Source organism: Burkholderia sp. ZZQ-2 (assembly GCF_050768715.1).
Lineage (GTDB): Bacteria > Pseudomonadota > Gammaproteobacteria > Burkholderiales > Burkholderiaceae > Burkholderia > Burkholderia cepacia.
The window spans coordinates 1-22429 of record NZ_LDVA01000115.1 but is presented as its reverse complement, the minus strand read 5'-3'; the positions used below and the strand labels follow the sequence as shown (position 1 = coordinate 22429).

Annotated in this window: 19 protein-coding genes; 10 read left to right on the top strand and 9 right to left on the bottom strand. The window is 68.6% G+C overall.

Annotation, left to right across the window (positions count from 1 at the left end; all coding sequences use genetic code 11):
* Nucleotides 1–5 precede the first annotated feature (5 nt).
* Nucleotides 6–1340: a homogentisate 1,2-dioxygenase gene (gene hmgA / locus ABY44_RS06555; RefSeq protein ID WP_060313663.1), complete on the top strand. Its 1335-nt coding sequence runs from the start codon at nt 6–8 to the stop codon at nt 1338–1340.
* The gene (fahA, locus tag ABY44_RS06550; protein WP_334052720.1) at nt 1337–2641 is read left to right on the top strand and encodes a fumarylacetoacetase; all 1305 of its coding nucleotides are present in this window, start codon (nt 1337–1339) and stop codon (nt 2639–2641) included. Before hmgA ends, fahA begins: the two co-directional genes overlap by 4 nt.
* Before the next feature lie 168 nt (nt 2642–2809).
* Here the strand turns inward: fahA and ABY44_RS06545 are convergent, their stop codons facing one another.
* From ABY44_RS06545 to ABY44_RS06525, 5 genes are all read right to left on the bottom strand, one after another.
* Nucleotides 2810–3970: an MFS transporter gene (locus ABY44_RS06545; RefSeq protein ID WP_431640978.1), complete on the bottom strand. Its 1161-nt coding sequence runs from the start codon at nt 3968–3970 to the stop codon at nt 2810–2812.
* Nucleotides 3971–4073: 103 nt separating this feature from the next.
* Entirely contained in the window at nt 4074–5243 is a 1170-nt protein-coding gene (locus ABY44_RS06540; protein WP_021157147.1) for an MFS transporter, read from the bottom strand.
* A gap of 238 nt (nt 5244–5481) precedes the next feature.
* Nucleotides 5482–6240, bottom strand: a complete 759-nt coding sequence (bluB, locus tag ABY44_RS06535; protein WP_124672037.1) for a 5,6-dimethylbenzimidazole synthase — start codon at nt 6238–6240, stop codon at nt 5482–5484.
* Between the two features lie 179 nt (nt 6241–6419).
* The gene (locus ABY44_RS06530) at nt 6420–7418 is read right to left on the bottom strand and encodes a 2-hydroxyacid dehydrogenase (protein WP_027788249.1); all 999 of its coding nucleotides are present in this window, start codon (nt 7416–7418) and stop codon (nt 6420–6422) included.
* A gap of 30 nt (nt 7419–7448) precedes the next feature.
* Entirely contained in the window at nt 7449–8432 is a 984-nt protein-coding gene (locus ABY44_RS06525) for a LysR family transcriptional regulator (protein ID WP_021157144.1), read from the bottom strand.
* Between the two features lie 755 nt (nt 8433–9187).
* On the opposite strand from ABY44_RS06525, the gene ABY44_RS06520 reads away from it, so the two are divergent.
* Nucleotides 9188–10399, top strand: a complete 1212-nt coding sequence (locus ABY44_RS06520; RefSeq protein WP_027788247.1) for a pyridoxal-phosphate-dependent aminotransferase family protein — start codon at nt 9188–9190, stop codon at nt 10397–10399.
* An 18-nt stretch (nt 10400–10417) separates the two neighbouring features.
* Here the strand turns inward: ABY44_RS06520 and ABY44_RS06515 are convergent, their stop codons facing one another.
* Nucleotides 10418–11353 carry an AraC family transcriptional regulator gene (locus ABY44_RS06515; protein ID WP_027788246.1) on the bottom strand — a complete coding sequence of 312 codons (936 nt, stop codon included), beginning with the start codon at nt 11351–11353 and terminating at the stop codon, nt 10418–10420.
* Between the two features lie 137 nt (nt 11354–11490).
* Between ABY44_RS06515 and ABY44_RS06510 the strand changes: the two genes are divergently transcribed.
* The 3 genes from ABY44_RS06510 to ABY44_RS06500 all read left to right on the top strand — a co-directional run bounded on the left by ABY44_RS06510 (nt 11491) and on the right by ABY44_RS06500 (nt 13772).
* Nucleotides 11491–12381, top strand: coding sequence for a DMT family transporter (locus tag ABY44_RS06510; protein ID WP_027788245.1), 891 nt, complete (start codon nt 11491–11493; stop codon nt 12379–12381).
* 113 nt (nt 12382–12494) lie between these two features.
* The gene (locus ABY44_RS06505; protein WP_060359556.1) at nt 12495–13166 is read left to right on the top strand and encodes a hypothetical protein; all 672 of its coding nucleotides are present in this window, start codon (nt 12495–12497) and stop codon (nt 13164–13166) included.
* 9 nt (nt 13167–13175) lie between these two features.
* On the top strand, nt 13176–13772 hold the full coding sequence (locus tag ABY44_RS06500; protein ID WP_060174623.1) for an RES family NAD+ phosphorylase: 597 nt from the start codon (nt 13176–13178) through the stop codon (nt 13770–13772).
* A 96-nt stretch (nt 13773–13868) separates the two neighbouring features.
* On the opposite strand, the gene ABY44_RS06495 is transcribed toward ABY44_RS06500, so the two are convergent.
* The gene (locus tag ABY44_RS06495; protein ID WP_059698925.1) at nt 13869–15083 is read right to left on the bottom strand and encodes an MFS transporter; all 1215 of its coding nucleotides are present in this window, start codon (nt 15081–15083) and stop codon (nt 13869–13871) included.
* A 348-nt stretch (nt 15084–15431) separates the two neighbouring features.
* Here ABY44_RS06495 and xdhA point away from each other — a divergent pair, with 348 nt between their 5' ends.
* From xdhA to ABY44_RS06475, 4 genes are all read left to right on the top strand, one after another.
* Entirely contained in the window at nt 15432–16976 is a 1545-nt protein-coding gene (gene xdhA / locus ABY44_RS06490; protein ID WP_431640977.1) for a xanthine dehydrogenase small subunit, read from the top strand.
* Nucleotides 16977–16994: 18 nt separating this feature from the next.
* Nucleotides 16995–19358, top strand: coding sequence for a xanthine dehydrogenase molybdopterin binding subunit (gene xdhB, locus ABY44_RS06485; protein WP_027788240.1), 2364 nt, complete (start codon nt 16995–16997; stop codon nt 19356–19358).
* An 84-nt stretch (nt 19359–19442) separates the two neighbouring features.
* Nucleotides 19443–20060: a xanthine dehydrogenase accessory protein XdhC gene (xdhC, locus tag ABY44_RS06480; RefSeq protein ID WP_027788239.1), complete on the top strand. Its 618-nt coding sequence runs from the start codon at nt 19443–19445 to the stop codon at nt 20058–20060.
* Nucleotides 20061–20148: 88 nt separating this feature from the next.
* On the top strand, nt 20149–20550 hold the full coding sequence (locus ABY44_RS06475; protein WP_431640976.1) for a nuclear transport factor 2 family protein: 402 nt from the start codon (nt 20149–20151) through the stop codon (nt 20548–20550).
* 96 nt (nt 20551–20646) lie between these two features.
* Here ABY44_RS06475 and ABY44_RS06470 read toward each other — a convergent pair whose 3' ends face one another.
* Together ABY44_RS06470 and ABY44_RS06465 are read right to left on the bottom strand one after the other, a co-directional pair.
* Nucleotides 20647–21594: a LysR family transcriptional regulator gene (locus ABY44_RS06470; protein WP_021157131.1), complete on the bottom strand. Its 948-nt coding sequence runs from the start codon at nt 21592–21594 to the stop codon at nt 20647–20649.
* Between the two features lie 68 nt (nt 21595–21662).
* Nucleotides 21663–22301 carry a DsbA family protein gene (locus tag ABY44_RS06465; RefSeq protein ID WP_027788237.1) on the bottom strand — a complete coding sequence of 213 codons (639 nt, stop codon included), beginning with the start codon at nt 22299–22301 and terminating at the stop codon, nt 21663–21665.
* Between the last annotated feature and the right edge of the window lie 128 nt (nt 22302–22429).

The window sequence follows — 22429 nt, the reverse complement described above, 5'->3', positions numbered from 1 at the left end:
AAACGATGACGCTTGACCTGTCGAAACCGGCAAACGCCGGCTACCTGAGCGGTTTCGCGAACGAATTCGCGACCGAGGCACTGCCCGGCGCGCTGCCGCACGGCCGCAACTCGCCGCAGCGCGCGCCGTACGGGCTGTATGCGGAGCAGTTGTCGGGCACCGCGTTTACCGCGCCGCGTGGCCACAACCGCCGCTCGTGGCTGTACCGCATTCGCCCGGCGGCCGTGCATCGGCCGTTCGAGCCGTACGCGGGCCCGCAGCGGCTCGTGTCGGAATTCGGCGACTCGGCCGACGTGCCGCCGACGCCGCCGAACCAGCTGCGCTGGGACCCGCTGCCGATGCCGGTCGAGCCGACCGATTTCGTCGAAGGGCTGGTGACGATGGCCGGCAACGGGTCGGCCGCCGCGATGAACGGTTGCGCGATCCACCTGTACGCGGCGAACCGCTCGATGCAGGACCGCTTTTTCTACAGCGCGGACGGCGAACTGCTGATCGTGCCGCAGCAGGGGCGCCTGTTCATCGCGACGGAATTCGGCCGGCTCGACGTCGAGCCGTTCGAGATCGCGGTGATCCCGCGCGGCGTGCGTTTCTCCGTCGCGCTGCCGGACGGCGATGCGCGCGGCTACATCTGCGAAAACTTCGGCGCGCTGCTGCGTTTGCCGGACCTCGGCCCGATCGGCTCGAACGGTCTCGCGAACCCGCGCGACTTCCTGACGCCGCACGCCGCTTACGAAGACCGCGAAGGCGCGTTCGAGCTGATCGCGAAGCTGAACGGCCGGCTGTGGCGCGCGGACATCGGCCATTCGCCGCTCGACGTCGTTGCGTGGCACGGCAACTACGCGCCGTACAAATACGACCTGCGCCTGTTCAACACGATCGGCTCGATCAGCTACGACCATCCCGATCCGTCGATCTTCCTGGTGCTGCAGTCGCAGAGCGACACGCCCGGCGTCGACACGATCGACTTCGTGATCTTCCCGCCGCGCTGGCTCGCGGCCGAGGATACGTTCCGCCCGCCCTGGTTCCACCGCAACGTCGCGAGCGAGTTCATGGGGCTCGTGCACGGCGCTTACGACGCGAAGGCCGAAGGCTTCGTGCCGGGCGGCGCGAGCCTGCACAACTGCATGTCGGGCCACGGGCCCGACGCGGACACGTTCGAGAAGGCGTCCGCGAGCGATACGAGCAAGCCGCACAAGGTCGACGCAACGATGGCGTTCATGTTCGAAACCCGCACGCTGATCCGGCCGACGCGCTACGCGCTCGACACCGCGCAGCTGCAGGCCGACTACTTCGAATGCTGGCAAGGCATCAGGAAACACTTCAACCCGGAGCAAAGATGAGCGATACCCAAGACTGGCGCGCGACGCTCGACCCGGCCCGCAAGAGCTGGGTCGAGACGGCGAACGATCCCGCCTGCGATTTCCCGATCCAGAACCTGCCGTTCGGGATCTTCAGCGATGCGAAGCAGACGGCGCGCCGCGCCGGCGTCGCGCTCGGCGACCGGATCGTCGATCTCGCCGCGCTCGCACGCGCGGGCCTCGTGACGCTGCCGGCCGGCACCGACGTGTTCGCCGCGCCGACGCTCAATCCGTTCATCGCGCTCGGCCGCGACGCATGGCGCAGCGTGCGCGTGCAGCTGTCGGACCTGTTCTCGCGCGACAACCCGCGGCTGCGTGACGATGCGGCGCTGCGCGCGCAGGTGCTCGTCGCGCAGCGCGACGCGACGCTGCATCTGCCGGTCGAGATTCCCGGCTACACCGATTTCTATTCGTCGAAGGAGCATGCGACCAACGTCGGTTCGATGTTCCGCGATCCGAAGAACGCGCTGCTGCCGAACTGGTCGGAGATGCCGATCGGCTATAACGGACGTGCGTCGTCGGTGGTCGTGAGCGGCACGCCGGTGCGGCGCCCGAACGGGCAACTGAAGCTGCCCGACCAGGAGCGTCCGGTGTTCGGCGCGTGCCGCAAGCTCGACATCGAACTGGAGACGGGCTTCATCGTCGGCCGCGGCAATGCGCTCGGCGAGCCGATCGCCTGCGAGGACGCGGAAGCACATATCTTCGGGATGGTGCTGCTGAACGACTGGAGCGCGCGCGACATCCAGCAGTGGGAATACGTGCCGCTCGGCCCGTTCAACGCGAAGACGTTCGCGACGACGATCTCGCCGTGGATCGTCACGCTCGATGCGCTCGAACCGTTCCGCGTCGCGCAGCCCGAGCAGTCGCCGCAGCCGCTCGCGTATCTGCGGCATGCGGGCAAGCATGCGTTCGACATCGCGCTCGAAGTGACGCTGCGCGCGGAAGGGGCGGCGGAGGCGACGTCGATCTGCCGCACGAACTTCAGGCACATGTACTGGACGATGGCGCAGCAGCTCGCGCATCACACGGTGGCTGGCTGCAACACGCGCGTGGGCGACCTGATGGGTTCGGGCACGATCAGCGGGCCGACGAAGGATTCGTTCGGCAGCCTGCTCGAACTGACGTGGAACGGCAAGGAGCCGGTTGCGCTGAACGGCGGCGGCAGTCGCGCGTTCATCGAGGACGGCGACGAGCTCACGCTCGCCGGATGGTGCCAGGGCGACGGCTATCGCGTCGGCTTCGGCACGTGTGCCGGCAAGATCCTGCCCGCGCGGAGCGCGTGACGGGGCGCGGCGCGACACGCAACAAGTCGTTTGGAAGGACAGGGCGGCCCGCATTGCGCGGGCCGTTTTCGTTTGGCAGGCCGGGGGCGGCGCGTGTGCGTCCGTGTGGGGCGCCGAGTGCGAGCGTCAATGTTTGCGTTTGCAACATCGACATCGACATCGCCGATATCAGACCGCGCGCTGCAACGCGGCGCGGCGCTCCCACAGCGCGGCCGCGACGAACGCGGCGACACAGACGACCAGCACGCCGACCAGCGCGTTGCTGCCCAGTTGCTCCATCAACGCGCCGGCGACCAGCGGGCCGCCGAAGCTCGCGGCGCTCCACGACGCCGACACGAGCGAACTCGCGGTGACGAGCGCTGCGCCGCGGAAGCGTTCGCCGCACGCGACGAGCGACAGCGTGTAGATGCTGCCGGCCGCCGCGCCGAGCACGAACAGCAGCGGCCAGCACAGCCACGGGTTCGCGATGACGAGCGGCAGCAGCGGCAGGCCGGTCAGCACGATCCAGCCCGCACCGAGGTGCACGCGTTCGCGGCCGAGCTTGTCCGCGAGCCAGCCGATCGGGAACTGCATCGCGGTATCGCCGAACAGCATGATCGACGCGAGCAGCACGGCCGTGGCGCTCGCGACGCCGTGATCCATCGCGTAGAGCGGCAGCAGCGACAGCGCGAGCGTATCGAACAGGGCGAAGAAACCGGTGCCGATGATCAGCGCGGGCATGCGCGGCAGCACGTCGAGCCAGCGGCCGTGCGCTTCGTGATGCGCGTCGTCGCCGGCGAGCGGCGCGCGCCGGATCGTCGCGAGCGTCGGCAGCGCGAGCAGGAACAGCGCGCCGCACAGCGCGAAGCGGATGCTCGTCGCACCGGCGATCTGGCTCACGAGCACGGGCCCCGCCATCTGGAACAGCGTGAAATTGGTCGCGTAGATCGCGACGACGCGGCCGCGCGTCGAATCGTCGGCGAGCTGGTTGACCCACGCCTCGCCGATCGTGAACAGCAGCATCAGCGCGGCGCCGCACAGCACGCGCAGCGCGCCCCACAGGATCAGGTTCGACGTGAACTGCATCAGCGCCGTGGCTGCCGCGAGCAGCACGACCGATACGACGATCGCGCGGCGCGAGCCGATGTGGCGTGCGAGCGCGGTGACGAACGGGACGATCGCGAGGCCGCCGAGGGCCTGCGCGGCGGTCAGCATGCCGACGACGTTGGTGCCGTGCCCGGCCTCGGTCAGCGCGAGCGCGGTGAGCGGCAGCGTGGCGCCGGTGCCGAGGCCGACGACCGCGACGCTCAGGATCAGCGCGAGGAAATCGCGATTGAGAATGGCTTTCATCGGCCGGGATGCTACACCGCGGACCTTGAAAGGTCCATGAAGGCCATCAGGTTCGGATGGTGTTGCTGGCGTTGCGCGCGCAACGAATGCGCGCGGGGCGGCGTTACACGTATTCGGTCGGCACGGTCACCGGGCGGCGTTCGAGCGACGCCGACCACAGCGTGAGCGCCAGCGCGGCGACGGCCATCGCGACGCCGACCCACGGCAGGCTCACGAGCGACACGCCGGAGCCGATCGCCATCCCGCCGAGCCACGCGCCGGTTGCGTTGCCGAGGTTGAACGCGCCCTGGTTCAGCGTCGATGCGAGGTTCGGCGCATCGCTTGCGCGGTCGACGATCAGGATCTGCAGCGGCGGCACGATCGCGAACGCGAGGATGCCCCACACGAAGATCGTCGCGAGCGCGGCGAACGGCAGGTGCATCGTGCCCGCGAACAGCGCGAGAACTACGCCGATCAGCGCGAGCGTCGCGATCAGCGACGGCATCCGGCGCCAGTCGGCGAGCTTGCCGCCGAGCGTGCCGCCCACCGTCAGCCCGAGGCCGAACAGCAGCAGCACGTAGGTGACCTGGCGCGGGGAGAAGCCCGTCACGTCTTCGAGGATCGGCGTGATGTACGTGAACACGCTGAACAGGCTTGCCGACGCGAGCACGCTGATGCCGAGCACCATCAGCACCTGCGGGTGCTTCAGCACGCTGAATTCGCGCGTGATGCTGGTGTCGGGCATCGCGAGGTTCCTCGGCAGGCAGACGGCGAGCGCGGCGGCCGCGGCGATGCCGATGCCGGTGACGGCCCAGAACGTCGCGCGCCAGCCGAATGCCTGGCCGAGCGCGGTGCCGAGCGGCACGCCGAGCACGTTCGCGAGCGTGAGGCCGGTGAACATCAGGGCGATCGCCTGTGCGCGGCGGTTCGGCGCGACGAGGTTGCTCGCGACCACCGAGCCGATCCCGAAGAACGCGCCGTGGCAGAACGCGGTGACGACGCGCGCGGCCATCAGCACCGCGTAGCCCGGTGCGATCGCGCAGAACAGGTTGCCCGCGATGAACAATCCGATCAGGCCCATCAGCGCGCGCTTGCGCGGCATCTTCGCGGTGACGATCGCGAGGATCGGCGCACCGATCGTCACGCCGAGGGCGTAACCCGACACGAGCATCCCGGCGGCCGGGATCGACACGCCGAGATCGCGCGCGACATTGGGCAGGAGCCCCATGATCACGAATTCGGTGGTACCGATTCCAAATGCGGCGACGGCGAGGGCGAAAAGAGGTAAGGGCATCGCGGTGGGCTCGGGAAAAGCCGCCGCTCGGGCTGGCGCAGGATGCGCGGGACGGGCGGGCGGGAAGGCGAACGACAGTCGCGATTCTACTTCAGTGAAAACCCCTATGCTCGGGGCCAAAACGGATGTTGCCGGCGTGCGACGAGGCTGCGCGCGTGAAGCTCACAGTGTGGGATTCAACAGGGCTTGCCGCGGTGAATGTGCCGGTGCCGGGACGATGCCGGCGACCGCGTACACGTCAGGCGATGCGTTCGGGGGAGCCGTCGACGCCCGTGGTCGACGCGCCCGGTGTGCTTGCCGAGTCGGGGGCCGCTGTCGCGTCCGCGCGCGACGAAGGCGCGCCGGCGGCATCGATCGGGGCCGGATCGTCCCAGCCGTTTTCGAACAGGCACGCTTCGATCGGCATCCGTGCGGCCCAACGCTCCTGCTCGAGCATCGGCTTCGCATAGAACGCATCGACGTGCCCGACGCACAGCACGGCGATCGGCTTCGCGCCGTCGGGCATGCGCAGCAGCGCGCGCAGCGCGTCGACGTCGAACAGCGAGACCCAGCCCATTCCGAGCCCTTCGGCGCGGGCCGCGAGCCACATGTTCTGGATCGCGCACGCGGCGGACGCGAGATCCATTTCCGGCAGCGTGCGGCGGCCGAACACGTGACGCTCGCGGCCGTCGGCGAGCGCGACGACCAGCAGCTCGCCGCATTCGCGCACGCCTTCGACTTTCAGCCGCATGAATTCGTCCTGGCGCTCGCCGAGTGCGTCGGCGGTCGCGCGGCGCTCGGCCTCGACCAGCGCGTGGATCGCGGTGCGCAGCGCGGGATCGGTGATGCGGATGAAGCGCCACGGCTGCATGAAGCCGACGCTCGGCGCGTGATGCGCCGCGCGCAGCAGGCGCGCGAGCACGGCGGGATCGACGGGCGCCGGCGTGAAGTGGCGCATGTCGCGCCGTTCGAAAATGGCGCGGTAGACGGCGGCGATGTCGGAGTCGTCGAAACGCATGAGCGGGAGGGGCGGGATAACGTCGGCGCAACGATAGCAGACGCCGCACCGGAATCGTTACATCAGTCGAAACAAAGCGCGAAATTGTTGATGAAACTCGCTTCGTTTGCGGCGACGGCCACAAGCAAACGATTGCGGTGGCGCCGGCAACCGTCAAATGAGCCGTTTTCGTCGGTTTGTCAGCGATTCGCTGTCACGACGTTCTGCGGCGTGCCCGCATGCCACGCCTCGATGTTCAGCAGCGTCGTGTGCGCGATCTCGGCCAGCGCTTCGCGCGTGAAGAACGCCTGGTGGGACGTGACGATCACGTTGGGGAACGTCAGCAGGCGGGCGAGCACGTCGTCCTGCAGCGGCAGGTCGGAGTGATCCTCGAAGAAGAGCCCGCTTTCCTCTTCGTACACGTCGAGCCCGAGATGGCCGAGCTGGCCGCTCTTGAGCGCATCGACCAGCGCCTGCGCATCGACGAGGCCGCCGCGCCCGGTGTTGATCAGCATCGCGCCATGCTTCATCCGCGCGAGCGTCCGTTCGTTGATCAGGTGGTGCGTCGACGGCAGCAGCGGGCAGTGCAGGCTGACGATGTCGGCGTGGTGCAGCAGCTCGTCGAGCTCGACATAACGCGCGCCGAACGCGATCAGTTCGTCGTTGTACGGCGGCACCGAGTGCGCGAGCACATGCATCCCGAAGCCCATCATGATCTTCGCGAACACGCTGCCGATGATGCCGGTACCGATCACGCCGACGGTCTTGCCGTGCAAGTCGAAGCCGAGCAGGCCGTTCAGCGAGAAGTCGCCTTCGCGGGTGCGCGCGACCGCGCGCGGCAGGCGGCGGTTGAGCGCGAGGATCAGCGCGACCGCGTGCTCGGCCACCGCGTGCGGCGAATAGGCGGGCACGCGCACGACCGTGATGCCGAGCCGCTCGGCGGCGGCCAGGTCGACATGGTTGAAGCCCGCCGAGCGCAGCGCGATCAGGCGCGTGCCGCCGTCGGCCAGCCGTTCGAGCACGGCCGCGTCGACGGTGTCGTTGACGAACGGGCAGACGACCTCATAACCGTGCGCGAGGATCGCGGTTTCCGCGTCGAGGTGCGACGGCTGGAAGTGCAGCCGATAGCCGAACTGCCGGTTGGCGGCAGCGAACGAATCGTCGTCGTACTGCCGGCTGCTGAACAGGATCACGCGCACGCTGCACCTCCGAAGGCTGACGCGCGCAGTTTACTGCAGGCCCGTGACGATGTCGGAGCGGTCGGGCCCGCGCGGCGGCCGCAGGAAGCCGTAGTCGGTTCGTTCGCGGGCCGGCTGCGCACTGAAGTGGTCGAGCGCGTGCTCGACGAAGCTGCGCGTGCGGGCCGGTACGTACTGGCGGTTCGGGTAGACGAGCGACAGTTGCGTGTCAGGATCGTCGATCCGGTAGCCGGCCATCAGCCGCACGAGCGTGCCGCTCGCGAGCGCGCCGGCGACGCACGGCTCGGGCAGCACCGCGATGCCGGCGCCGGCCACGGCGGCCGCCTGGACGAGCGCGAGCTGGTTGACCGTGCAGGTCGGGCGCACCGTGACGGAATGCGCGATGCCGTCGTGGCCGACCAGTTGCCACGCGGGCGCATGCTGGTGCGATGCGAGCGTGACCCAGTCGTGGCCCGGCAGGTCGTCGGGCAAGCGCGGCTCGCCGCGTCGCTCGAGATAGGCCGGTGCCGCGCACGCGACGAACGGGTTCGGCGCGAGCGCGTGGCCGATCAGCGTCGGGTTGCCGTCGAGCCGGTTGCCCGTGACGATGCCGACGTCGTAACCCGAATCGAGCACGTCGAGCGGCCCCTCGGAGACGGTCAGCTGCACGCGCAACTCGGGGTAGCGGTGCCGGAAGCTGCTGACGAGCGGCGTCAGTGCAAGCGGCGACAGCAGGCCCGACGCGACGACGCGCAGCGTGCCGGCCGGTTCGCGCACGGCATGCGCGACGGACGATTCGAGGTGGTCGAATTCCTCGAGCAGCGCACGGCACCCGTCGAGGTAGCGCACGCCGGCCTCGGTAAGCGACAGGTTGCGCGTGGTGCGGTGGATCAGCCGTGTGTTCAGGTGGCCCTCGAGCATCGCGATCGAACGCGTGACGAGTGCATTGGACACGCCGAGATGGTGCGCCGCGCGCCGGAAGCTCTGCTGCTCGGCGACGCAGACGAATACACGCATGGTCTGAATCTGGTTCATGGCTTGCGTATTTCTGGCCCGGTTGATTGATTATGGTTGATGCTTTTCGCCGCGCAACCTCGAAAGCGTATCGCGCGGCACCCAGTTTTCCTTCGTATCGAAAAATCGTTTTTTTCGATTCCGCAGACGATTGTTCAATACAGAAGCGATATCCGTCAACCTGAGAAAAGGGGCGGGTTGCGGAAAATCGAAATAGGGAGTAACGCGTTAAACGCGGTGCTGTATCGATGCCTGCCGTTCAAAGACGGCAGGGTATTAGAGTAAGCGCGGTTGTTCGAGTATTTCCTATGTTAATCAAGGGGTTGATCGCTATTCTGGCACGCTTGTTCCGGTATTGAGGGAAAGCGTGCCCCAATACATGCAGAAGTAATGGATGTTTTTTGGGGCCGCACGTCTGTTTTGCGTGCCGGATTCCGTGAAGCGATTTTTAGGGCGGATTCGGTCTATTTTTTTGATACAGAAGTCGCGTTGAACCGGCGGTTTCGACGATTCGTTGTGTTATTGACGGAGAAAATCGGGCGCCTGGCGTACGAATGGAACCGTTTCACAACCCGGCCCGCAATCGTTTCTCATTTCGAATGGCTGGCGTGCGGCACGCGCACGGCTGGCTGGCCCGGTCCGGCGACCGGGCCAGCGTTGCGCTGTCCGGCCGTGCGTGCCTCTTGCGCGAGGCGGCGGAACACGGAATGATCGATCAGTTCGCCATGCTGCGCGGCGAGCGTCCGTGCACTTCCTTTCCTCACCTTTTACCTGCCATGTCCATCGATTACTCGCCGATTCCCTGTCCCGTCGTCGTGCCGCTCGACGCGATCCTGCCCGAAGAACCGCTGCTGATGATGGGGGCCGGCCCGGTTCCGATCCCGGCCGCCGTCGCGAAGGCGAACACGATCGTGATCAACCACCTCGGCGCGACGATGGCGAAGATCATCGAGCAGGTGAAGGAGATGGCGCGCTACGTGTTCCAGACCCGCACGAAGTGGGTGCTCGGCGTCGCGGGCCCCGGTTCGGCCGCGATGGAAATGGCGATCTCGAACCTCGCGTGGCGCGGTACCCGCGTGCTGTCGATCCGCAATGGCTTCTTCAGCGCGCGGATGGCCGAGATGGCCACGCGCGTCGGGGCCGACGTCGCGACGCTCGAAGTGGCCGATCGCGCGGTCGCGAGCCTCGACGAGATCGCGGACGCGATCGCGCGCGAGCGGCCCGAGATCGTCACGATCGTGCAGGGCGAGACGTCGAACACCGTGTGGAACCGCGACCTGCGCGACATCGCGGCGCTCGCGAAGGCGGCCGGTGCGCTGGTCGTGGTCGACGCGGTGTGCACGCTGTCGACGATGCCGCTCGAGATGGACGCGTGGGGCATCGACGCAGTGATCACCGGCGGCCAGAAGGGGCTGTCGTCGATCCCGGGCGTGTCGCTGATCGCGTTCTCCGACGCCGCGTGGAACCGGATGAAGCAGCGCCCCGAACCGAACGCGCACTGGTGCCTCGACATGGCGCTCGCGGAGAATTTCTGGCACAACGCGGGCTATCACTACACGGCGCCCGTGTCGGGCGTGCTCGCGCTGCACGAAGCGCTGCGGCTCGTCTGCGCGGAGACGCTCGAAAGCCGCTTCGCGCGCCACCTGCGCTGCTCGCTCGCGCTGCAGGCCGGCGTCGAGTCGATGGGGCTCAAGCTCTATGCGCCGAAGGATTGCCGGCTGAACTCGGTCGTCGGGATCGAGACGCCGGAAGGGCTGACGCCGGGGATGGTCTGCGGCCACATCTCGAAGCAGTACCAGGTCGAGATCTCGGGCTCGTTCGGGTTGCCGATCGTGCGGATCGGACAGATGGGCGAGCAGTGCCGTGAGCACAACCTGTTTCGTACGCTGCATGCGTTCGGCCGCACGATGGTCGACCTGAAGGTGCCGGTCGACCTGCCGGCCGGCGTCGCGGCGCTCGAACAGGAACTGTCGCGACGCGGCGCGTAAGCCGCGACGGGGCCGCGCTCAGCGGCCCTGCATCGCACGCCGGTAGGTAATCGGCGTCGTACCGTGAGCGTCGCGGAAGCGATGGCTGAAGTGGCCGGCGTTCGCATAGCCGCAGTCGGCCGCGATCTGCGCGAGCGGCAGCGCCGTCGTGCGCAACAGCTCGCGCGCCCGCGCCAGCCGTTGCTCGGCCACCCACGCGTGCGGCGCCCGGCCGAACGACAACCGGAACATCCGCGAGAAGTGGTACTCCGACAGCGCGGCGACGTCGGCGAGTTCGCCGAGCGTCAGCGGTTGCGTCAGGTACGTGTCGATGTAGTCGCGCACACGGCGGCGCACGGCCGGCGCGAGCCCGCCGCGGAACGACGTGTCGGTGCGGGTCGTGCTCTGCCCGCGCAGCAGCAGGCTCAGCACCTCGTGCGCGGTCTCGTTCACGCGCAGCCGCTCGTCGGCATCGTCCCAGCCGTCCAGCGCGAGCGAGCGGAGCAGGGAGGCGACGCGCGCATCCTCGAAGTAAGTGCGGTCGGCGAGCTTCAGCTCGCGCGGCTCGCGGTCGAGTTCGCGGATCGCGCGCTGCGTGAAGTGCTCGGGCAGGAAATACAGGTGGATGAAGTGCATCTCGCCGCGCACCCACCAGCGCGATTCGTGATCGCCCGGCAGCGCGCACAGCAGGCTCGGCGCGCCGTAGCGCGGCACGCGCTGGCGTTCCGTCTGGTAGCCGCCGTCGAGGTAGCACGACAGCGTGTGGTGGCCCGGCTGCTCGTAGATCGTCTCGCTTTCGTCGGTGATCCGTGTCCATTCGGCGATCGCGAGATGATCGCCTAGCCACGCGAAGCGCTCGAGCGTCGCGTTCGCGTCGGCGAGCGTGCGGCAGACCGACTGCAGGCCGAACGGCAGATCGCCGCCGGCCAGGGCGGCGGGGTGGTCGATGGGGGGCGCGGAAAGGGTGAGGCTCATGATGGGCCGAGTATAAGCGGGCGGGCGGCGCCGCGGGCGGCGGCCCGAAAAAGACCGCAATTCCGGACAATCGGCGCGCGCCGGGCGGCGGCATAGTCGGAGTCCCGTTTCACCCGCTTTTTTGGATCGTTGCCGCCATGAACCTGTCGCTTTATTTCGTCACCGTGCTGATCTGGGGCACCACCTGGATCGCGATCAAGTGGCAGCTCGGCTCCGTGCCGCCGCCCGTGTCGATCGCCTGGCGCTTCTGGCTCGCGGCCGCCGTGCTGTTCGCGCTGCTGCGCGTGATGCGCCGGCCGGTGCGCCCGCCGCGTGAAGCGTGGCGTTTCCTGCTGGCGCAGGGCTTCGCGCTGTTCTGCCTGAACTTCCTGTGCTTCTACTACGCGGAACAGGTCGTACCGAGCGGCCTCGTCGCGGTGATCTTCTCGACCGCGCCGCTGTTGAATTCGATCAACGGCCGGCTGTTCATGGGCCGCCCGCTGCGGCCGTCGGCGATCGCCGGCGCGCTGCTCGGCCTGACCGGCATCGCGTGCCTGTTCTGGCAGCAGATGGCCGGCCATCTCGACGACCACGCGACCTGGACGGGGCTCGCGATCGCGTTGGCGGGCACGATGTGCTTCTCGGCCGGCAACCTGCTGTCGAGCCGGATGCAGTCGATGGGGCTGCACCCGCTCGCGACCAACGGCTGGGCGATGCTGATCGGCGCGGCGATCCTGACCGTCGGCAGCGCAGCGGCCGGCTTGCCGTTCACGCTCGACACGAGCCCGCGTTATCTCGGCGCGCTCGTCTACCTGGCCGTGCCGGGCTCGGTGATCGGCTTTACCGCCTATCTGACCCTCGTCGGCCGGATCGGGCCGGAGCGTGCCGCGTACTGCACGGTGCTGTTCCCGATCGTCGCGCTGGCAGTGTCGACGGTGTTCGAGGGTTACCAGTGGTCGCCGCTCGCGGTGGTCGGGCTGCTGCTGGTGGTGGCCGGCAACCTGGTCGCGTTCGACCTGACGCGGAGGCTGTTTCCGAGGACGGCGTGACGGATGAGGGGGCGGCCCGATGTCGCCTGCCCGGTCGTCAGTTTGGTTGTCATGGTTGACTTGGTTTCGAATCGGGCCTAGTCTCGAGCTTCCGGTCGTGCAAGGAGGTAGCGATGGTCAGGCAGGCTCATGCGCTTGAAGGCGTGGCTGCGGTTCTCGATGTCGAGACCGAGGAGGCGCTGCGCAGCGCCGTCGGCGCCGCGACCATGCTCGGGCCCGATCGGGCCCGGGCGCTGCTCAGGCTGTCGGACGAACAGCTGGGGCACTTGTTCAAGGTCGGCATCGCCCAGGTCATCGATCTGGCCGGCACGATCACGTTCGGCATCGCTGCCGCCGCGACCCGCGACAGGCAACCGCCCGTTCGCAGGAAACAGCCTGCGAGGCCGGCGGCCCGCGCGGATGCCGCGGCCGCCGATTTCGAGCAGCGCGCGCTGGCCGAACGGCGGGCGCTCGTCGCGAAGGGCGCGCTGCTGCCGGCCGCGGAGATCTGGGCGGGGCTCGGCATGACACGGCAGGCGCTCAGCAAGGCGGTCGTGTCGGGGCGCATCTTCGCGGTCGACGTGGGGGCGGCGCAGTACTACCCGGCCTTTTATCTGACGGGCGATATCGATCGCAAGACGCTCGGGAAGGTGACGCAATGCCTGGGTGGTTTGCCGGGGTGGAGCAAATGGCAATTCTTCACGACGCCCAAGGCGTCCCTCGGCAACGTCACGCCGCTGAAGGCGCTGTCGCAGGGGAAGCTTGCCGAGGTCGAGCGTGCCGCGGCGGCGTTCGCGGAACGCTAGGAGGCGCGGTTGACGTTGAGGCCACCGAGCGAACACTTCGCGAATGCGACGCTGGTTACGCGAACGATTCCGCCGGCGGCGCTGGTGCGCGTTTCCCGATACGAGACGGGGGAGCCGTACTTCGGCAAGTCGGGCGGCAACCGTTTCGACGACCCGCGCAAGCGGCGCCGGTATGGCACCAGCTATTTCGGTTTCGACCTGCACTGTGCGTTCGCCGAGACGGTGCTGCACGACGAAGTCGCCGATCTCGCCGTTGGCGGCTTTCCGCTCGTGACGACGGAGCTTGAGCGGTTCGTGCTGTCGTTTACCGGTTCGCCGCTGACGGTGGCCGTCCTGCACGGCTTGCCGCTGAAAAACCTTGGTGGCGACGGCGCGCTGTCGACCGTCGTACCGTACGACATCCCGCAGCAATGGTCGCTCGCCGTGCACGGGCATGGCCGCCGGGTCGACGGTTTTCTGTATATGTCTCGCCATCTCAACACGTCGGAAGCGCTCGTGCTTTTCGATCGTGCCGAACCGAAGCTCATGCTCGAGCGCGCCGTGCCGTTCCGGCGCCACGTCGACGCTGCCCGCGTGCTGCGGGACTTCAACATACTGCCGCGTTAAGTCACGTCAAGCCGTGTCTCGCCGGACGCCGACGAATGGCCCCGCGCGGCCTTTCGTCGGAACGAGGGCTCGCGCGATATCCCGCGGCCCGGGCGCTCATGCCGCCGCGCCGCTCTCCGCAACCCGCGCCTGCCGCTGGTACAGCACCATCGACAGCGCGACGCCCGCGGCGGCGGCCACCGCCGCGAACAGGAACACCTGCGGATAACCGAACGCGCCCGCGACATAGCCGGCGAGCGGGCCCGTGATGCCGAGCGACAGGTCGAGGAACACCGAGTACGCGGACAGCGCCGCGCCGCGGCTCGCGGGCGGCACGAGCGCGACGGCCTCGACGCCGAGTGCCGGGAAGATCAGCGCGAAGCCGAAGCCCGTCAGCGCGGCGCCGACGAGCGCGACGTGCGGCACGGGCGCGAGCCACAGCAGCACGAGGCCCGAGCATTCGAACGCGAACGACACGATCGCGACGCGGAAGCCGCCGTACGTCTTGATCGTGTTCGCGAACAGCAGGCGCGCGCCGATGAACAGCGTGCCGAACACGGTCAGCGACAGCGCGGCGTTCGGCCAGTGGCGCGCCGCGTAGTACAGCGTGACGAAGGTGGCGATCGAGCCGAAGCCTGCCGAGCCGAGCGCGAGGCCGAGGCCGTGCGGCAGCACGCGCGTGAACACGCTCGCATACGACATCCGCTCGCCGTGCACGAGCGGTACGGAATCGATCAGGCGCGCGAGATAGAAGCCGGTCGCGGCGAGCGCGATCACGATCACGCCGATCAGCGCCGGATTCAGCGTATGCGCGATCGCGACGCCGACCGGCGCGCCGAGCGCGAGTGCGCCGTAGGTGGCGATTCCGTTCCACGAGATGACCTTCGCGTTGTGCGTGACGCCGACCCGGCCGATGCCCCACAGGATCGCGCCGGTGCCGCACAGGCTCTCGCCGACGCCGAGCACGAGCCGGCTCGCGACCAGCAGCACGAGGCTCGCGACCGGCCAGTGCGCGAGCAGCAGCGCGACGAGCAGCAGCACGCCCGACACCCCGCAGCCGACCAGCCCGCGCAGCACCGTCTGCTTCGGCCCGAGCGTATCGGCGAAGCGCCCCGCGAGCGGCCGCGATGCGAGCGTCGCGAAATACTGGACGCTGATCGCGCCGCCCGCGACGATCGCGGAAAAACCGAGGTCGTCATGGACGAAGCCCGGCAGCACCGCGAGCGGCAGGCCGATGGTCAGGTAGCAGATGAACGTGAAGCAGACGACGGACACGATTTGCAGCGTGACCGCGAACCCGCTGCGCGGCGGTGTGGCGGAATCGGTTGACATGGGGTCGGAACGAATGAACGAAACGAACGGAAGGCGGCGAAAAAGGGAATCGGGATTTTCCCATGGAACCGGTTTTCACGCAGGTACCATTTAGTTAATCGCGCCCCGTTTTTGACGATGGCGGACGGTGTCGAAGGCGTCGGGAACGGGTGCAGGGCACAGTGCGGAAAGGGCGGCGGGCGGCCCCGGCGTTCCCAGGCGTTCATATCGCGGCAGTTATATGGGCCCCATGCGTGATGGGCTATGGGTTGCGAAATTTGATGGTGATAGCGTGCAAACTGTCAGAAAAACGTCGGTCGAGCGCACTGCGCAGGCCGCCTTGCCCCCCATTTGAAGAACCCTCGAGACATGAGTGAGCCGATCCGCTTCTACCATCGTCACGCGATCCGCGAAGTCAGCGGCGCGGACGTCACCCGCACCGTGCTGCAATACCTGCGCGAGGACGCGCATTGCACCGGCACCAAGGAAGGCTGCGCGGAAGGCGACTGCGGCGCATGCACGGTCGTCGTCGGCGAGCTGACCGACACCGGCGCGGTCGAGTTCAAGGCCGTCAACGCATGCATCCAGTTCCTGCCGACGCTCGACGGCAAGGCGCTGCTGACGGTCGAGGACCTGCGTCAGCCGGACGGCGAGCTGCATCCGGTGCAGCAGGCGATGGTCGACTGCCACGGTTCGCAATGCGGGTTCTGCACGCCGGGCTTCGTGATGTCGATGTGGGCGCTGTACGAGAAGCACGGCCACGAAGGCTGCGGCAGCGCGTGCGCGAAGGCGAAGGACGTACCGACGCGCACCGAGATCGCCGATGCGCTGACCGGCAACCTGTGCCGCTGCACCGGCTACCGGCCGATCGTCGACGCGGCCGTGCAGATGTTCGATGGGCCGGCGCCGTCGGCGCCGGTCGACACGGCCGCGCTGGCCCGCACGCTCGCGTCGCTCAAGCGCGACGACACGTTCGACTACACGACGCTCGACGGCGCGCGCTTCGCGGCGCCGCGCACGCTCGATGCGCTGGCCGCGCTGAAGGTCGAGCGGCCCGACGCGCGCATTCTGGCGGGCAGCACCGACATCGGCTTGTGGGTCACGAAGCAGATGCGCCGGCTCGACGACCTGATCTACGTCGGCCAGATCGCCGAACTGCAGCGCGTCGTGCACGGCGACGACTGGATCGAGATCGGTGCGGGCGTGACGGTCGAGAACGGGTATGCGGCGCTGGCCGGCACGTATCCGGAGCTGACCGAAATGTGGAAGCGCTTCGCGTCGCTGCCGATCCGCAATGCCGGCACGATCGGCGGCAACGTCGCGAACGGCTCGCCGATCGGCGATTCGATGCCGGGCCTGATCGCGCTCGGCGCGCGCGTGGTGCTGCGCGGCGGCGACACGGTGCGCGAGCTGCCGCTCGAGGCGCTGTACACGGGCTACCAGCAGAAGGACGTGGCGCCGCACGAATTCGTCGTCGGCCTGAAGGTGCCGACCCGCACCGGCGCGCGCGAGAAGCTGCAGTTCCGCACGTACAAGCTGTCGAAGCGGTTCGACTCCGACATCTCGGCCGTGTGCGCGGCGTTCGCGTTCATCGCGGACGGCGACACGATCCGCGAGCCGCGCATCGCGTTCGGCGGGATGGCCGCGACGCCGAAGCGCGCGACGCACACGGAAAGCCTGCTCGACGGCGCGACGTGGCACGAAGCCACCGCGCAGGCCGCGATGCAGGCGCTCGAGCGCGACTACCAGCCGCTGTCCGACATGCGCGCGACGAGCACGTATCGCCTCGATACCGCGAAGAACCTGATGTACCGATTCTGGCTGGAGACGCGCCCGCACGACCCGCTGCCGCCGCAAGCCCTGAATGTGCGTGAAGTGGCCGCCGAAACCGGCGCCGACGCGGCGCGCGTCTGAAGACGGAGAACCCCGAACATGAACCAGCAAGCAGAACCGTTCCTGAACACCCTCGATCCGCAAGCCGACGCCGCGCAGGTCCACGTCTCGCGCGCGCACGAATCCGCGCACCTGCACGTCAGCGGACGTGCCACCTACACCGACGACATCCCGATCGTCGCGGGCACGCTGCACGCGGCGCTCGGCCTGTCGGCGAAGCCGCACGCGAAGATCGTGTCGATGAACTTCGACGCGGTGCGCGCGACGCCGGGCGTGGTCGCCGTGTTCACGGCCGACGACATCCCGGGCGTCAACGATTGCGGCCCGATCATCCACGACGACCCGGTGCTCGCGAAGGGCATCGTGCAGTTCGTCGGCCAGCCGATGTTCATCGTCGTCGCGACGTCGCACGAAACCGCGCGGCTCGCCGCGCGCCGCGCACAGGTCGACTACGAGGAGTTGCCGGCGATTCTCACCGCGCAGGAAGCGCGCGCGGCCGAAACCTACGTGATCCCGCCGCTGAAGCTCGCGCGCGGCGACGCGGCCGCACGGCTCGCCGTCGCGCCGCACCGCGAGTCGGGCGAAATGCTGCTCGGCGGCCAGGAGCAGTTCTACCTCGAAGGGCAGATCGCGTACGCGGTGCCGAAGGACGACGACGGGATGCACGTGTACTGCTCGACGCAGCACCCGAGCGAGATGCAGCACCTCGTCGCGCACGTGCTCGGCGTCGCGTCGCACAACGTGCTCGTCGAATGCCGCCGGATGGGCGGCGGGTTCGGCGGCAAGGAATCGCAGTCGGGCCTGTTCGCGTGCTGCGCGGCGCTCGCCGCGTGGAAGCTGCTGTGCCCGGTGAAGCTGCGTCCGGATCGCGACGACGACATGATGATCACCGGCAAGCGCCACGACTTCCATTACCGCTTCGACGTCGGTTACGACGACGACGGCCGCATCGACGGCGTCGCGCTCGACATGACGTCGCGCTGCGGCTTCTCGGCCGACCTGTCGGGCCCGGTGATGACGCGCGCGGTATGCCATTTCGACAACGCGTACTGGCTCGGCGACGTGAACATCGCCGGCTACTGCGGCAAGACCAACACGCAGTCGAACACCGCGTTCCGCGGCTTCGGCGGCCCGCAGGGCGCGTTCGCGATCGAGTACATCCTCGACGACATCGCGCGTTCGCTCGATCGCGATCCGCTCGACGTGCGCTACGCGAACCTGTACGGCAAGACCGAACGCAACGTGACGCCGTACGGGCAGACGGTCGAGGACAACGTGCTGCAGGAGCTGCTCGGCGAACTCGAGGCGACGAGCGACTACCGCGCGCGGCGCGCGGGCGTGCGGGAATTCAACGCGCGCAACACGGTGCTGAAGAAGGGCATCGCGCTCACGCCGGTGAAGTTCGGTATCGCGTTCAACGTCACGCACTTCAACCAGGCCGGCGCGCTGGTGCACATCTATACCGACGGCTCGGTGCTCGTGAACCACGGCGGCACGGAGATGGGGCAGGGGCTCAACACGAAGGTCGCGCAGGTCGTCGCGCACGAGCTCGGCATCCGCTTCGGCCGGGTCCGCGTGACGGCGACCGACACCAGCAAGGTCGCGAACACGTCCGCGACGGCCGCTTCCACGGGCTCCGACCTGAACGGCAAGGCCGCGCAGGATGCGGCGCGCCAGCTGCGCGAGCGGCTCGCGGTGTTCGCGGCGAAGCAGTTCGGCGACGGCAAGGTCGATGCGGCCGACGTGAAGTTCGGCAACGACTTCGTGTGGGTCGGCGGCAACGGCGTGCCGTTCGGCGACGTGGTCGCGAAGGCGTACCTCGCGCGCGTGCAGCTGTGGTCCGACGGCTTCTACGCGACGCCGAAGCTGTACTGGGATCAGTCGAAGCTGCAGGGTCGGCCGTTCTACTACTACTCGTACGGCGCGGCCGTGTCGGAAGTCGTGATCGACACGCTGACGGGCGAGATGCGCACGCTGCGCGTCGATGCGCTGCACGACGTGGGCGCATCGCTGAACCCGGCGCTCGACATCGGCCAGGTCGAAGGCGCGTTCATCCAGGGGATGGGCTGGCTGACGACCGAGGAGCTGTGGTGGAACAAGGGCGGCAAGCTGATGACGCATGCGCCGTCGACGTACAAGATCCCGACGGTGAACGACACGCCGCCCGAGTTCAACGTGCAGCTGTTCAAGAACCGCAACGTCGAGGACAGCATCCACCGTTCGAAGGCCGTCGGCGAGCCGCCGCTGCTGCTGCCCTTCTCGGTGTTCTTCGCGGTGCGCGACGCGGTGGCCGCGGTCGGCGACTACCAGGTGAACCCGCCGCTCGACGCGCCGGCCACCGGCGAGTCGATCCTGCGCGCGGTCAGCGCGGTGCGTGCGGCGCGCGCCGGTCAGGCAGGCTGAGATGAAACGGCTCCCGCGCTCGCTTCGTTCGCTGCTTTCGATGGGGGCGGTCAGCCTCCTTGGGGCGGCCCGGTGGAGGCTGACATGAACGGCCCCGCACGCTCGCTTCGCACCGCGCCGCCCCCGGCGTTCGCGCAGGGCACCGGCCAGCGCAACCGCGCGAGCGGCACGCCGGCGCCGATGCACATCGTGCTGTTCGGCGCCGGGCACGTCGGTCACGCGCTCGTCACGCTGCTCGGCGCGCTGCCGTGCGTCGTGCAGTGGGTCGACACGCGCGACGAGCTGTTTCCGGACGAATGTCCGCCGAACGTGCAGCCGGAGCCGACCGACACGCCGGAGGCCGTCGTCGACGCTGCGCCGCCCGGCGCATATTTCCTCGTGATGACGCACAACCACGCGCTCGACTTCTCGCTCGCCGCGCAGATCATGCGGCGGCGCGACTATGCGTACTTCGGGATGATCGGCTCGCGCACCAAGCGCGTGAAGTTCGAGCGCCGCCTTGCCGCGCGCGGCGTCGATCCGGCGCGGCTCGTCGAGATGGTGTGCCCGATCGGTGTCGCGGGCATCGTCGACAAGACGCCGGGCGCGATCGCGGTGGCCGTCTGCGCGGAGCTGCTGCAGGCGCGCTCGGGCATGCCGGTGGCGGACGTGAAGGCCGCCGCGGCGGGGCGTGCGCGCGACGACGTGTCCTGCGCGCGGTAGCACCGCGCGGCCAGCGCATGGCCGCGCGTTTTTGCATACACTGCACGACGACGCGCGGCACCGGGCCGCGCCTTACCGTGCACGCACCATGTCCGATCACCAGGTTTATCTCGACACGCTCGATGCGAGCCTCGTCGCCATCGAGCGCTGGCTGTCCGGCGTCGATACCGCGCCCGGGGCGCTCGACGCGCTGCTCGCTTCGTTCTCCGCCGATTTCACGATGATCCTGACCGACGGCCGCGAGGTCGACCACGACGGCACGCACGCGCTGTTCGCGAAGCTCGCCGGCGCGAAGCCGGGGCTGCGCATCACGCTGTCGGACATCCGCGTGCTCGCCGCCGACGCGTCGCATGCGACGCTCACCTATCTCGAGGCGCAGCACGCGGCCTCGGGCGAGCTGCCCGCGCGCCGCGCGACCGCCGTGTTCGAACGCGACGCGGCGGGCGTCGTGCGCTGGGCCCATCTGCAGGAAACCTTCTGTACGGCCTGAACGGCTGAACGGCTGAACGGCTGAACGGCTGAACGGCTGAACGGTCTGAACGGTCTGAACGGTCTGAACGGCCGCGCCGGCTCAGCTCAGCTCAGCTCAGCGCTTGCGGCCGCGGGCGACCGTCAGCTCGTCGGACACGCTCTGCATCAGCGCGCACAGCCACGCGATGTCGGTTGGCCGGTCGGGTTGCGGATGCGTGAGCAGGTAGCTCTTGATTCGCGGAAACGGCACCGGCGGCGTGACGACGACGAGCGGCAGCAACTGCGCGTAATGCGTCGCGAAGCGGCGCGTCGTCGTGAAGATCAGGTCCGATTGCAGCAGCACCTGCGGCACGATCCCGAAGTACGGAAGCGTCGTCACGATGCGCCGCGTGAGGTGCGCGCGGGCAAGGCCGATCTCGATCGCGTTGCGCTTGTCGCCGGTGTACGGCGTCGGCGCGACGTGCGCGGCCGACGCGTACGCTTCGCGCGTGAGCGGCCCGCGCGCAAGCGGGTGCGCATCGCGCATCAGGCACACGATCGTGTCGGAGAACAGGTCCTGGCGTGCGAACTGCGGGTCGGGCTTCGGCCAGTTGCCGATCACGAGATCGAGCGCGCCGGATTCGAGCGCGCCCGCGTGATCGAGCGCGGGATTCAGCGAATCGATTTCCAGGTGCGCATGCGGCGCCGCGTCGCGAAAGCGCTCGATCAGCGTCGGCATGAAGAAATCGTTCAGGTAATCGGGCGCGGCGACGCGGAACGTGCGCCGTGCGGACGACGGATCGAAGTCGCCGTGCGGCGTCGCGATGAAATCGACCTCGCGCAGCGCGCGCTGCGCGGCCTCGAGCAGCGACGCGCCGTATTCGGTCGGCACCATGCCGGATTTGCCGCGCACGAGGATCGGGTCGTTCAGCGTCTCGCGCAGCTTGCGCAGCGCGGTGCTGATCGCGGGCTGGGTCTGGTTCAGCCGCAGCGCGGCCTGCGTGACGCTGCGCTCGAGCAGCAGCGTGCGCAGCACACGCACGAGCCAGATATCGAGCGAGGCGGTACGGTCGTCGTCTTCCATCGGTGGGGGTGATTCGGGTGACGCGTAACGTTACCGTAATCGCGCGTTGCCGTGCGTGATACCGGCCATCACGCGCGGCCCTTCGGCAGCGCGCTGATCCGCTTGACCTCGCGCGATTCGAGCCAGTTCGGCGTGCGCGCGCAGTACAGCACCATCGGCAGCGCATCCTCGCCCCAGAACAGCTGCTGGTTCATCCAGAACGTCGGCACGCCGAACACCCCGAGCGCGATCGCGTCGGCGTTGTTGCGTGCCAGTTGCGCGGCGGTCTCCTCGAATTCGATCAGCTCGTCGCCGTGGCCGACGCCGACCCGCTCGCACAATGCCGCGAACCCTTCCGGCGTCGACGGATCGTTGCCGTCGCGCCAGATGAAGCGGAACATCTCCAGCACGGTCGCGATGTCGGCGCGCAGCGCGATCGCGAGGCGCAGCACCTTGTCGGACTCGAACGGGTGCGCGGGCGGCATCTTGAAGCGGATGCCGAGCTGCTCGGCGCGGAACAGCGCGTGACGGTACGTGAACACGCGCTTGGCCGGCACGTCGGCGCTGGGGCGCTGCCCCCAGTGCCGCTGCAGGTCGGGCAGCGACACGGCGACGGGTTCGAACGGCACGTCCGGCCACTTGTCGTGCTGTTCGAGGAGCAGGTAGGAGAACGGCGACACGAAGTCGAAGAACCAGGCGGGCTGGGCGATATCGAGGCCGGTTGTCATGTCGATCTCCAGTGGATGGGGCGTGCGGCGTCTGGCGGCGGCCTCCATGTTACGCGGCGGTGCACGCATGCGGCAATGATCGCGGATCGTCCGGTCAAGCGGAACCGGGAGTCGCCCGAGGGGGCGTG